Origin of the sequence: Flagellimonas flava (assembly GCF_900129665.1) — a bacterium.
Classification (GTDB): Bacteria; Bacteroidota; Bacteroidia; order Flavobacteriales; family Flavobacteriaceae; genus Flagellimonas; species Flagellimonas flava.
In genome coordinates, this window is sequence record NZ_FQWL01000002.1 from 813,114 (window position 1) to 826,502 (window position 13,389).

At 42.9% G+C, this 13,389-nt stretch carries 11 protein-coding genes; 6 read left to right on the forward strand and 5 right to left on the reverse strand.

Annotation, left to right across the window (positions count from 1 at the left end):
• Nucleotides 1-11: 11 nt before the first annotated feature.
• Complete coding sequence (locus BUC10_RS09465; protein ID WP_073178743.1) at nucleotides 12-617, forward strand: DUF4254 domain-containing protein; 606 nt, start codon at nucleotides 12-14, stop codon at nucleotides 615-617.
• Nucleotides 601-1,650, forward strand: coding sequence for a glycosyltransferase family 9 protein (locus BUC10_RS09470; RefSeq protein WP_245812807.1), 1,050 nt, complete (start codon nucleotides 601-603; stop codon nucleotides 1,648-1,650). The genes BUC10_RS09465 and BUC10_RS09470 overlap by 17 nt, the downstream gene beginning before the upstream one ends.
• A 469-nt stretch (nucleotides 1,651-2,119) precedes the next feature.
• Here the strand turns inward: BUC10_RS09470 and BUC10_RS09475 are convergent, their stop codons facing one another.
• On the reverse strand, nucleotides 2,120-2,737 hold the full coding sequence (locus BUC10_RS09475; RefSeq protein ID WP_073178747.1) for a TetR/AcrR family transcriptional regulator: 618 nt from the start codon (nucleotides 2,735-2,737) through the stop codon (nucleotides 2,120-2,122).
• Nucleotides 2,738-3,250: 513 nt separating this feature from the next.
• Here BUC10_RS09475 and BUC10_RS09485 point away from each other — a divergent pair.
• The 3 genes from BUC10_RS09485 to BUC10_RS09495 all read left to right on the forward strand — a co-directional run bounded on the left by BUC10_RS09485 (nucleotide 3,251) and on the right by BUC10_RS09495 (nucleotide 6,660).
• Entirely contained in the window at nucleotides 3,251-3,724 is a 474-nt protein-coding gene (locus BUC10_RS09485) for a cupin domain-containing protein (protein WP_073178751.1), read from the forward strand.
• Between the two features lie 111 nt (nucleotides 3,725-3,835).
• Entirely contained in the window at nucleotides 3,836-4,723 is an 888-nt protein-coding gene (locus tag BUC10_RS09490) for a HEPN domain-containing protein (protein ID WP_073178754.1), read from the forward strand.
• Nucleotides 4,724-5,058: 335 nt separating this feature from the next.
• Complete coding sequence (locus tag BUC10_RS09495; RefSeq protein ID WP_073178757.1) at nucleotides 5,059-6,660, forward strand: metallophosphoesterase family protein; 1,602 nt, start codon at nucleotides 5,059-5,061, stop codon at nucleotides 6,658-6,660.
• A 100-nt stretch (nucleotides 6,661-6,760) separates the two neighbouring features.
• Here BUC10_RS09495 and BUC10_RS09500 read toward each other — a convergent pair whose 3' ends face one another.
• From BUC10_RS09500 to BUC10_RS09515, 4 genes are all read right to left on the reverse strand, one after another.
• Nucleotides 6,761-9,880 (reverse strand): TonB-dependent receptor, encoded by a 3,120-nt coding sequence (locus BUC10_RS09500; protein WP_073178759.1) that lies wholly within the window; start codon nucleotides 9,878-9,880, stop codon nucleotides 6,761-6,763.
• Between the two features lie 90 nt (nucleotides 9,881-9,970).
• Nucleotides 9,971-11,059 carry an arsenosugar biosynthesis radical SAM (seleno)protein ArsS gene (gene arsS / locus BUC10_RS09505; protein WP_073178761.1) on the reverse strand — a complete coding sequence of 363 codons (1,089 nt, stop codon included), beginning with the start codon at nucleotides 11,057-11,059 and terminating at the stop codon, nucleotides 9,971-9,973.
• Between the two features lie 76 nt (nucleotides 11,060-11,135).
• Complete coding sequence (locus BUC10_RS09510) at nucleotides 11,136-11,471, reverse strand: arsenosugar biosynthesis-associated peroxidase-like protein (protein WP_073178763.1); 336 nt, start codon at nucleotides 11,469-11,471, stop codon at nucleotides 11,136-11,138.
• A 97-nt stretch (nucleotides 11,472-11,568) separates the two neighbouring features.
• Nucleotides 11,569-12,261 carry a TIGR04282 family arsenosugar biosynthesis glycosyltransferase gene (locus BUC10_RS09515; protein WP_073178765.1) on the reverse strand — a complete coding sequence of 231 codons (693 nt, stop codon included), beginning with the start codon at nucleotides 12,259-12,261 and terminating at the stop codon, nucleotides 11,569-11,571.
• A gap of 311 nt (nucleotides 12,262-12,572) precedes the next feature.
• Between BUC10_RS09515 and BUC10_RS09520 the strand changes: the two genes are divergently transcribed.
• Complete coding sequence (locus tag BUC10_RS09520; protein WP_073178768.1) at nucleotides 12,573-13,361, forward strand: patatin-like phospholipase family protein; 789 nt, start codon at nucleotides 12,573-12,575, stop codon at nucleotides 13,359-13,361.
• Nucleotides 13,362-13,389: the final 28 nt, after the last annotated feature.

The window sequence follows — 13,389 nt, forward strand, 5'->3', positions numbered from 1 at the left end:
ATCAATTGTACATGTTCAGCGCACTTGCCTTCAAGGTCTTTCAAGAAAGCATTGATACCTATCATATTAAGGATGATGTGGACCAAGAATTCACCAACCCCTATGCCAAGGATATGGTGGAGCATCTTTTATACCGAAAAAACTGGATAGATACCGTTCAGTGGCATTATGAGGATATTATTCGGGACCCTGCTATTGAACCCAACGCAGCATTGACGCTCAAAAGAAAAATTGACGCCAGCAATCAGGACAGAACGGATTTGGTGGAATACATCGACAGCTATTTCCTTCAAAAATACCAATCGGTTCAAGTGAATGATAGTGCCACGATCAATACGGAGAGCCCGGCTTGGGCCTTAGACCGACTTTCCATTTTGGCCCTTAAGATTTACCATATGCAGGAGGAAGTGGATCGTACCGATGCTTCCCAGGAACACATTGAAAAGTGCAGCGCCAAGCTTGCCGTGCTGCTCGAACAAAAGAAAGACCTTTCTACCGCTATAGATCAACTTTTGACAGATATAGAAACTGGAAACAAGTACATGAAAGTCTACAAACAGATGAAAATGTACAACGATGATGAACTAAACCCAGTGCTGCGTGGACAAAAAGGGTAAACCCGTCCACATTTTGGTCATCCGGCTTTCGGCCATGGGTGACGTTGCCATGACCATTCCTGTTTTAGATGCTGTTTTGGAGGCTTATCCAGAAGTGAGATTCACTGTCCTCACCAAAAAGCATTTTGCTCCCATTTTTTCTCAATTGGACAGGGTGTCGGTACACCCTGCTGAGGTAAAAATCAAACACAAAGGCCTGATCGGGCTATGGCGATTGTACAAAGAACTGTCCAAACTAAAGTTTGATGCCGTCGCCGACCTTCACAACGTCCTTCGAAGTCGGATTTTGAAGAAATATTTTGCCCTCGATGGTGTGCCCTTTGTCCAAATTGACAAGGGAAGAAAGGAAAAAAAGGCATTGACAAGGCCATCCAACAAAACCTTCCACCAATTAAGGACCACACACCAACGGTATGCGTATGTATTCTCCGAACTGGGCTGCCCGATCAGCTTAGAGGATTCAAAATCACTTGTTAGATTGCAACTTTCTAAAAACGTAGTCAAGGCTGTTACTCAAGACGCCAAAAAATGGGTGGGCATAGCGCCATTTGCGGCCCATGAGGGAAAGATGTACCCCCTTAAACGCATGCGGGAAGTCATCGAAACCCTAAATAATACCAATAAGTATAAAATATTGCTTTTTGGCGGAGGCGCCAGTGAGGCAGCGGAATTGAGTGCCATTGAAGCAAGCTATAACAACGTTCAAAATGTGGCGGGGAAACTCAACTTAACAGAGGAGTTGGAACTGATATCCAACCTGGATGTGATGCTTTCCATGGATAGCGGTAATGGCCATTTGGCGGCGAATTATGGCATTCCGGTGGTAACACTTTGGGGGGTTACCCACCCTTTTGCGGGTTTTGCGCCATTTGGACAACCCAAGGAAAATGTCCTGGTATCAGACCGAAATAGATTTCCTCTAGTTCCTACATCGGTATATGGAAACAAACTGCCCAAAGGATATGAATCTGTGATGGAGTCCATTCCATCCCAACAGGTGGTGGATAGGCTTATCAACATCTTGGAGAATTAAGAGGAAAATTTTCGTCAGTTTGAGTGGCAAATCAAGGATTTGGTGTATCGAAAACAAGAAAATCTCGGGTTTTAAGCACTTCTCGATACTAAATTTCAAAGAAATTTAACTCGAAGTGACGGATTCTTCACCAATTCAGGCCACTACCTGCCAAAGGATACGAATCCGTGATGGAATCCATTCCACCCCTATAGATGGCGGATAAAATCATAAGAATATTTGAGCTTTAATATCTTCTAGGTTCGACATTAGATTTGAGTACGGCTTCCCGATTTTACAGAAATAGCTGTAAATCGAGCGAAAGTGCGTTTTGCAGTGCAAAAAAGAGCATGTAGCGATAAGATTTAGCAGCGGTTTTGTGATGCAATCACAAGAATTTCCTTAAAATCGTCTTGATTTTTTGGTTCGTTTTGTATCAAGACAAAATGAACAAGAAGATTTTAGGACTAGTGACGGATTCTTCACTAATTTAGGCCACTACCTGTCTTTCCTCAATGGCATTAAAATACAATTTCAACTGCTGCACGTAATTATACTTCAACTGCCTGTTTGTACTTTCAGCTAAAAGCGTTCGCATACCCAAATAAGAGGCAATAATATAGCTTGCTGCACCTTCACAATCCACATGCCGGGCAATATGGCCATCCACTTTGCCTCGTTTTAGGATGGAAACCAGATTAACCTCCCATACTTTTAAGATATCCCTTAAATAGGTGGCTATTTCTTTATTTCGTTTGCTGAATTCCGTAATAAAATCGTTTAGCATAAATCCGTAGGCGATCTCGTTGGCTTTACCGGGCTCCAAAGCCTGCTCAATACTATCCAAAATCACCGGTAAGGGATTTTCCTGGGTGTTCAAAGGCTCTACCAATAGGGCATATACCTTTTGTTGGATAAGGTTTTGCACAATAGTGATAAAGTAATCCTCTTTGGATTTAAAATGATGGTAAAAAGCACCCTTGGATAAAGAGAGGTCTTTAAGGATGTCGTCCAGATTGGTGTTGTAATAGCCTTTTTCATGGAAGATTTCCAGGCCCTTGGCACACAGACGGTGCATGGTTTCGCGTTTTTTTAGGTTTTTGTCCATAAGATTTGGGTTTTTGGGTAAATAGACTGTTAAGTCGGTTACAAAGTTTCCCCAGTTTTATCCCATGTTCAAGAATCAAGGATGTATTTGTAAGAAAAATCGGTGAAGTGACCAAAAAGGCCCCAAATCCGGAGAGGTAAAAAAAAGGAACCGACCGGCGGGTCGGTTTAAGGGATTCTTTTTTGGGATTAAAAACAGGCAGCCAAATCCAAAAAAGCTCCTTCCCTTGGAAGGGGAAGGTGGATTCCGACCATAGGCTGGAAGACGGAAGGGGTGATTTTCATCTGTTAAACACATGGATATTTCACCCTTTCCGTCCGCTTTGGCGGACACCTTTCCCAGCTTGGGAAAGGAGCTGTGGTTATGCGGCTCTTAAATCTAATCTAGATTTTTAGAGTAAAATTCCCGAACTTCATGCCTACAACGTGATAGCTCATAACAAAAGAAAAGTTTAATTTTTTGAACGCTGTAATGGTTGTATAAATTACCAAGAACGGTAAATATTTAAAATTCATGAGAAAGTTGATTTATTGCCTTTTTATTTTGGCACCTGTATATTTAATTGCCCAAGAATCTGATTATATCATTTCTTCGTATCAAACAGAAGGCACAAAAGCACCAAACACGCATTATCTTGGCGAGGCCTGGTTAAATGCAATAATTCACAATGATGCCGAATTAGGCTATAACATAACTAAGGCAACCTTCAAAGCTAACTCAACCCTAGATTGGCACAAGCATAGTTCCGCTCAGGTATTGATCATAGTAGATGGCGAGGCCTATTATCAGGAAAGAGGAAAAGAACCGTGGATTTTAAAAGAAGGAGATATAATTAAGTGTGATCAAAATATAGAGCATTGGCATTCATCTACCAAGTATAGTGATGTTACATATTTAGCATTATACGGCGGAGGACAACCCACGGTTTGGACTGAAGTACTAAGTCGGGAATATTACGATTGGGTAGCCGAAAAGCTTAATAAGTAATTAATGATTACAAAAAGGTAAAAACAGCTATTCCAATTTAAAGTACATCAGCTCGTTGCAATTGAAATATTCCTCATAATCCAAACCCCAAGAATCCCTTACCTTGCATTTGTGAAAGAAAAGCTTAACCATCTCCCCAAATCCAAACAGGAAGAACTGCAACTGCTGGTGCAGCAGCTTTCCGCATTTAAGGAGGTGGAAATGGCAATCCTTTTTGGCAGCTATGCCCGCGGCAACTGGGTAGAGGACCAGTATGTGGAAAAGGGCATCACCTATGAATACCGCAGCGATTTTGACCTCCTTGTGGTACTCACCCATGAAGACCTCAAACAAAAATTCAGGATAGAGGACAAGATTAAGGCCGAACTGGTAACTACGGGCAAGGTCACTACACCCGTAAGCCTCATCTTTCATGGCATAAAGCAACTGAACGCCTCCTTGGCCATGGGCAACTACTTTTTTAAGGACATCAAAGAAGAGGGTGCAATACTCTACGATTCCGAAAAGTTTAAACTCGCCCACCCCAAAAAACTCACTGCGGAGCAGTACCGCCAAAAAGCCCAAGATTATTTTGACCAATGGTTTAAAAGTGCGAACATGTTTTTCTTGGATTTTGAAGCCAATTTTGAAAGGGGTAAAACGGACGAAGATTTTTTCAAGAATGCCGCTTTCATGCTCCACCAAACCACAGAGCGCTACTACACTACCATTTTGCTCGTCTTTACGGATTACCGCCCCAAAGACCATAACCTGGAGACCCTGGGCATAAAAGTGGAAATGTGCGACCAGCGTTTTGCCGTGTTCCCCAAGACCACGGACGCCGAAAAACACCGTTTTGAACTCCTAAAGCGCGCCTATATAGACGCCCGCTACAAAATGGACGAATACCAGATCACCAAACCCGAACTGGAATACCTTGCCGACAAGGTTGGGCAGTTAAAAGAGCTTACCCAAAGCATCTGTGAGGAGAAGATTCGTTCCATAGGCCAACAACCCTAAAACAACATCAACAGCTCCAAAAAGCTCCTTCCCATGGAAGGGGAAGGTGGATTCCAACCGTAGGTTGAAAGACGGAAGGGGTGATTCATCATCCACCAAAACTGGGTATTTCACCCTTTCCGTCCAATAAAGTGGACACCTTTCCCAAGCTGGGAAAGGAGCAATTGTAATGCTATAAAATGATTGATTTCTAGTTTACAAACTTGCAAGAGCCATACGTCAATTTACTTTTGAATCTTAACTTGAAATCCGCTAACTTCACTTATCGCCGGATATAAATCATTAAAACGGATTCATATCTTTTTAGTTGTGCTTCATGCAAGAAAAACTCGATAATGATAGATTGGATTAAAAAAATATTAAATAACGAAGAATCAAAAGAAATCCTTGAATGGGAAACGGACGATTCAATACTAGTACACTTAAAAAGGAATATTAGCAAAGATGGTTCATTGAATGAATCGGCTGACAAATTACCTGACGAAAAAAAGACTGATGACGAAATAAAATTTGCACCAGGATTAATGGATGCTATGTTTGGAGCTGATGAATCGGAAGAGTCTAAATCTAGAATAAAACAACTTGTAAATCTAATCAAAAGGATTGCTAAGAATGGAGAAAGTCAAAGTAAATCTGACTTCTACAGACAAATTACAGAGAATGAAAATGTAATCGGAATTATTGACGAGTTTTTGCAAAGTTTAGTGCAAAATTCATTATCAATAGAACCGTATTTATTCGATTATGCGTATAAACTAGCTACGAAAACAAGCAATCGCAATTCGGTAAAATTTGGAATTGCAATTCTTGGACTATGTCAAAATAAGAAACCAATCAACGATATTAAAATATTAGGTCTTCATGACGAGTTTACTGTTTTTTCGACCATTGCACTTTCGAACTTATCGAATAATTTAGTTACAGACTTATGGGAACTTGCAAAACGAGTTGATGGTTGGGGAAAAATTCAGTTAGTGGATAGATTAGCCGAAATGGAGTTAAATAATGATATTAGAGATTGGCTTGTACTTGACGGTTATAAAAATAACATTATGTACGAGTATTTAGCATTAACCTGTGCAAAAAATGGAATGCTAAACGAAAAGCTAAAAACAGAGAAAATTGACGACAAATTATATTCTTCTACGGGTGACATAATTATTGCATTAATGGATGAAGGTCCGGCAATTGGAATGTCAGGTTATGATGAATCTAGTGAAACAATTGAAAACTTTATTAGACATTCAAAAACACGAAATCTCAATATTTCAAATTATATAACACTTCATAGAATCAAGGACTATCTAGAAGAATCACCAGAAGAAAACGAAACACTAAACAACTGGAATCAAAACGATTTATCCAATTGCCTAATTGACATTAATGAGCTATTAAACTCTAAAGATTGGACGAACGAGGTCAAAATTGCTTTAAACAGTTCTGACAATATTGAATATTGGAATGGGAAACAGGCTGCGGAAAAACTTGGAATAGACCTTTGGGATACAGTTTGGGGGAAATTACAACAAAACCCATTGGATAGTTCGTCTTGGTACGATGTAACCGCTAATGCAAAAGAAAATAATGTTGAAGAAATCATAGATTTTGCAATAAATAATTTACCACTAGAATTTTTAGGTTCTGGACCAAAAGATTCATCAGGAATTGGAGATGATTATCAAAAGCATTCTTCGTTGGATAGTATCATAACGTTTTTAGAAAATTATCCAAAAAAAGGAGAAAAACTTATTCTAGTTGGTTTGGATAGTCCTGTTACTAGAAACAGAAATATGGCAATTAGAGTTTTGGATAATTGGAAAGTAGAGAATTGGTCGAATGAAATAACTGAAAAGGTTAACATTTTAAAAGGAATAGAACCGAATGAAGACACTAAAAAAAACATTGAACGTCTTTTAAATGGACAAGAATTAGAATAACACGAAAGCACAACAATGGGTATATTGCATAGCTTCCTAGCGTCAGCTACGACAACATACCCGAGACGATAAGTGAGATTCAAGACAAACCCCTTTCTTTTCAAAACCTATAACTCGCCCCAAACTGCATACTCCAACGGGAGTTTTGGTTATCCACCACCCAGGGCGTATCGTCCGTATTGCTGTACTGAAACGTGGGTTGGTTGTTTTCAATCCCTGTAAAGCGTAACAAACTAAAATTGGAGTTCACCACATTGGGCACAAAGACCAAACGCCCCCAATCCTTATTGATCAAATTAAAAACATTAAAAATATCCATGGAAAATCGCAACCGCCCCTTTCCCTTTAGGTTGAGGTCATAGGCCAGCTTGGCATCCAAGCGGTGGTTCCAAGGCGTTTTGGATTCGTTCCGCTCCGCATAACCGCCCCGGTTCTCTTTCAGGTAATCGTTACTTTCTATAAAAGCGTTCAAACGCTCCCATTGTTGGGCCGCGGTCTGGGTAACGTTTCCATTGCCGTCCGTGATATCAATAAGGTTGATTTCGGAAGCATCCCGCGGAATATAGATCAAGTCGTTACGTGATGAGCCATCCCGGTTTACATCGCCCTGGTACACAAAAGAAAAAGGACTGCCCGAGGTACCATTGTACAAAGCGGAAACCTGCAACTGACTGGATTTTCCCAATCCCAAAGTGTAGGTATGGGTGCTTACCAACCGATGCCGAAGGTCAAAGTTGGAGGCAGAAAGGCTTGGTGCATTGGGTGTTATGGATTGGTTCCATTCAAAATTGGCTGCCGGGGAGCTTCGCACGGTGCTGGAAATATCCTTGCTTCGGCCAAAAGTATAGCCCGCATAGCCATTATAATTGGCCATGCTCTTGGATAGCCCCAAGGTGAGGTTGTACCGAAACCCATCATTGGAATTGGTCAACAGAAAGACATTGGTAAAGTTGGGATTGATCTTGATGGCGTCACCCGTTTCCAAAAAGTAGGAGCGGTTGTCTGCACCGTCAAAAGTGCCCAGCTCGTTCCGTCTATTTATGGATTGAAAAAAGATGCCCCTCAAAACCTTGGTATAGGAAGCATCAAACGTAAAGTTGTAATTGTTGGGTAGAGCAAGATTGAGCCCCAGATTACTTTTCCATTCCCGGGGCAGCTCAAAATCGTTGTCCACCAGATTAATTTCCGCAATGGGATTAGGGCCTGCCAAGTCGGACACATTGTTTACAATGGGCTGCACCCCATCGGGCCGCACGTCCACATTAAAATATTGCGTCCCGGAGATATATTCGGCATAGGCAAACCACAGGTAGGGCAACCTTCCGGTAAACAGCCCCGATCCGCCGTGGAGCTTTACTTTTCTGTCCTCGTCAAAGGCATATTCAAAACCAAATCTTGGGTTGATATGGGGCGAAGTCCTGATCTTGTTACTAAAACCGCTAAATTCTGGAGTTCGGGTCACCTCTTCACTTAAGGGTATCTCGTTCAGCAGAAATTGCGAATCCAATCGGAGCCCAAAGGTCAACGAAAGCCGGTCCGAAAACCGAAGCCTGTCCTGCACATAAAGTCCGGCCACCAAAATATCCACCGTGGCGGAAGGGTTGTTCTGCACAAAATCAAAAGTATTATCGCTCAACCGGTATACCCCGCGGATACGGGATGGCTGGTCGTTCAAAAAATTGTCCAACGAACTGTATTCCCATCGGCCGTTCCAGGCAGACAGGAAGCCATAATTCACATCATTGTATTGCGCCAAGCCGCCAAAGGTGAAGGTATGTTTGTCCTTCATCAAGGTGAACTTATCGGAAATCTGGAGCGTGTTGAGGTCCGTATTGTAGACCGAGGCTTCGCGGTAGGTGCCGGCAAAAATGCGGTTGGAAGCTTCTGAAATTTGAAGGTGCGGAAAAACCTCCCCGTCAAAATCCCGGTTTTCCCTTCCAATATTATAGCCCACACTCAACACGTTGGAGCGAGAATTGTCAAAATTGGATTTAAGCTCAGCAGTAAAGCTATTGGCTACGCTATTGTGCCGAAACCCTTGATTGCCAAAGTTGAAGATGGATTCGTTCCATTCCAGATTGTCCGCGTAGCTGTTCACATAATTGTTGCGCAGGGTGAGTTTGGAGCGGTCGGAAATATTAAAATCGAATCGAAGGAAAAGTTTGGTGCTGTTGGTCTTTAAGGTGGCATCTAAAAAAGCGCCGGGATCATAGTCGTAATCTGTGCGCAACTTGTCCGCTATAAGGTTGATGGTTTCCGAAGAGATATTGGAACTGGAACTTCCCGGCGCATTTAAGACCGGATTGTTGGAGCTGGCCTGCTCAAAGTTTATAAAATAGAAGAGCTTGTCTTTTTTAAGGGTTCCCCCTCTGGAAAATCCCAATTGAAAATCGTAGAAAGACTGTACATTCTGCTCTACGCCATCCGCATATTTCCCCACCAAAGCTTGATTGTTCCCAAAGGCATACACCTCGGTTTCCCCTTGGTTGGTTCCATTTTTGGTCACCACATCAATGTTGGCGCCGGTAAAGTTGCCAATACTGACATCAAAAGGTGCGGTTTTGATGGACAACTGCTTAATGGCCCCAAATCCTATGGGCTGCGTACGGGCCAAACTCCCTGGGCTTCCGTTGGCGGAAGAGCCCGCCGCTCCGCTGGAAGGTTCTTGAAAACCGATAACATCGTTATTGGCCACCCCATCAATGTTCAGGTTATTAAAACGATTGCTGGCCCCGGCAAAGGAGTTGAGATTGGCTTCTGGCAGGTTCCGGGTCAAATCCTGGATGCTCCGGGTGATGGTGGGCGTATTCTTGATGGATTTGGAATTTAGGGTACGTTCTATGGCCGAATTGCGCTGCTCTTCCGCAATGACGACAACTTCTTCCAAGGACTCGTTCAGCTCTTCCAATACAAAGTCGTGATGCGTGGTCTCACTAAGGTTAATGGTGATATCTCTTACAGATACCGATTGGTATCCCAAGAAACTTATGGTCACCGTGTAGGCGTTTCCAGGGGGAATGTTGCCCACGGAATAATAGCCGGAGGCCTGTGATACCGAACCAAATTTAAAGCTGGTTTCCATATCAACCACCACCACATTGGCAAATTCCAGAGGTTGGCCATCCGGGGACGTAATTTTGCCTTCCAGTCTTCCGGTGGTTTCTTGTGCGTAATGCAAAGTGGAACACAACAGTCCAACAAGCATGAAAAAATACTTCATCTAGGGTCTTCTAAAATTTTTAAAAATGGAGTCTAGTGCGCAATCAGATGGGACTGCGACATGCAACATAAAGTGATTGTTTAATTTGAATTAGGCCACGGTCCCTTGGCAACTACTCCCGGCACCAGCCGTACAGCCATAGCAGTGTTGCGATATCACAATGTTGCGGTCGTTCAAAAGGTCTTCGTTGTAGTCTTTAATGTGTTTTACCTTACTGTTCACTTTCAGTTCCAACATCTGGTTAAAATCGCAATCGTACAGCCAGCCATCCCAACTAATGGAAATGGTGTTGGTGCACATCACATTGGCCACGGCAGTCGGATTATAGGCCTCCACTAGGGCATACATATAATCTTCATAATTGTCCGAAGCAATCAAATAATCCAGAAAACGAGATATCGGCAGGTTCGTGATCGCGAACAGATTATGGAATTGGATTCCAAAGTCTTCATCCAACGCTTTTTTGAAATCACGCTCCATAGCGTCCTGATCACCGGGCAAGAAAGCACCGGAGGGATTGTATACCAAATCCAGTCTCAAATCATTGTCGGGCATCCCATATCCAACGGCATTTAATTCCTGAAGGGCTTTGATGGATTTATCAAAAACCCCGTCTCCACGTTGTTTGTCCGTTTTACCACGGGTATAGTGTGGCATGGAGGAAACCACATGTACGTTGTGTTTTTTAAAGAATTCCGGAAGGTCGTAGTATTTTTTATTCGCTCGAATAATGGTGAGGTTGGATCGAACAATAAAATCTTGGATTCCCGCCTTGGCCGCCTCTTCCACAAACCATCTAAAGTTGGGATTCATTTCCGGGGCACCTCCGGTAAGGTCCAGGGTATGCGCCCCCGTATTCCGAATCACCTCCAGACATTGTTCCATGGTTTCCCGGGTCATGATCTCCTTTCTATCCGGCCCGGCATCCACATGGCAGTGCTCACAAACCTGATTGCACATATAGCCTACATTGATCTGTAGGATTTCCAACTTGTTGGGGCGTAATGGAAAATGGCCTATCTCTGCAATCTTGTCCTTGAAATAGGGAAGCTCACCATCGGCAAAAATTCCTCCATTCAAGATTTCCAGCTGCTTGTTGGTTTGGGCAAGCTCATTTTCACGGGCTTTTAACGACTTTTTGGCCGCTTTTTTTATTTGGGGCAGTATGCTTTGATCCATTTTTCTAATTTGAATTATCGAGTCTAGTCTCTAGAAGCGCAGCGGTCTAATGTCTTAAAGCGTTGCGCGTCTATACTTACATGGATAGTTTGTTGTACTTGTTCATCATTTGCACCCCATGTACGAGCGTAGCGCCACTTTCAATGGCAGCTCCGGCGTGCACGGCCTCCATCATTTCTTCCTTGGTAATGCCCCGTTGCAGTCCATCTTTGGTATAGGCGTCTATGCAGTACGGACATTTGACCACATGGGCAACGGCCAGGGCGATCAAGGATTTTTCACGGGCGCTCAATGCGCCTTCCTCAAAGACCTTTCCGTAATAATCAAAGAATTTGGTTCCCAATTCCTCACTCCACTCGGTGATGTTACCAAATTTTCTTAGGTCTGCAGGATCGTAATATGAATTTGCCATTTGTTTTGCTTTTTGGATTGTGATGGATGCATCGAAACTGGAGACACATCAAAATAATTGTTGAAAATTGACCTGAGGTTAGGCCGGAAATTGGATGTTAAGCAAAACGGGATGGAGAACCTTTGTTAAAAGGTATGTTGAAGGTATGCGTTTGAAGGAACACCTGCTGTGCCCCAAAATATGAAGCCTGTTTTTGAAGTAAACCGGAAAAAAGCTGTAACCATTGTTTTCCCAAACTTCTGATGGCATCGGATAAGCGCTTCAAATCGGCCAACGCATCAATATCCTTAAAAGTCTGTAATAGCGTTACCCCAATGTTAAGGGATTTTAGATAGGTTTTGGTTTTGTTCAGCAGGGAACTGGTCTGCCAAGGGAGTTGACCCAAACCATGCTCATCAAAATGATCGGCATGCAGTCCCAAAAGATAAAAACCCCCATCCAAAGAAGGACCCAAAACCACATTTTCCTTGGACGTTTCAGCCGCCGCCTGGAGGAGTTGTTTAGCTCCCAAATGGGGACTATCGTTACCAACTGCCACTATTTTGGAATACCCTTGGTCAAAGACCTGTTGAATTGCGTGGATAAATCGATCGCCAAAAGAATTTCCGCACTGCTCATTTTCCGTAAAATGAAAATAAGGTAAGCCTGTGGCTTGCACTACTTGTATTGTTTGGGCTGTGAGGGCTTGAAAAAGAGGAACGCCAGCTTGGATTTTTTTAGCATGGGAATCCACCTCTGCCGAGCTGGCAAAAATGAGAACCGCAGTATCTTTAAATTGGTTTTGTTCCAAACTACCTGAGTACGTGTAGTAAACTTACAATAAATATCTACATCAATTTAGGTCGAAAAAGGGCCTCAGGGATTACAATTTTTTCCAATAAATCTCAAATTTTAACAAACCGACCCGCTGGTCTGTTGGCAAAATAAAGGCTTGAAAAAGTGTAGGATTAACATCGAGAGGAACTCGATAAAGTGTAAAAAGAGGCCCTATTTTGACGCGATACCGACTCGCCAGTCGGTAATTATCTCTTAAAATTGGGCTTAAAAACGGGATTTTTGGCCTAGGGAAGTTAATTTTATGGGGCCTAGAATCTTTTTTGAATGACAAAAGCAATACCAAATGCAAAATCGGTGGGATTGGTCTTATCTGGCGGCGGAATCCGGGGGATGGCCCATATAGGATTGATAAAGGCCATGCGGGAACATGGCTTGGAAGCCCAAGTAATTGCAGGCTCCAGTGTTGGGGCTTTGGTGGGCGCGTTATACGCCAGTGGTATTCCTACGGAAGAGATGCTTCAGTTTTTTAGGGAGACCCCTTTGTTCAAGTACGACTTTTTTGCCATCAACAAGCCAGGATTTATCGATACCGAGCGCTATTTCAAGATTTTTAAGGGTTATTTCCCCAAAGATTCTTTTGAGGTGTTGGACAAACCTCTATATGTTGTGGCCACGGACCTGTTAAAGGGAGAAGAGAAGGTATTTAGCCAGGGTGAGCTCATTCGACCACTTTTGGCCTCTGCGGCGCTACCTCCGGTATTTAGTCCCATTGAAATTGACAAGGTGTTGTATGCGGATGGCGGGGTCATGAATAACTTCCCGAAGGAATATGTGGATGACAAGGCGGACTTTGTGATAGGCAGTAATGTATCCATTGCCGGAGAGATCGGGAAACGGGACATCCGGAATTCCATTTTATTGGCAGGAAGGGTCACCGGTTTGATGATTTATGCCTCTAGCCATAGAAAATTGGAGGAATGCGACCTTTCCATTGAACCCCAGGAACTGGAGGGTATAGGTGTTCTGGATAAAAAAGGGATAGAAAAAGCCTTCAACATTGGGTATGAATACGGTTGCAGGGCTTTGGAAGCAAGCTTAGTACTGAGGCCTTAGGTGTTTGACACAAACCCGCCTGCCGCCC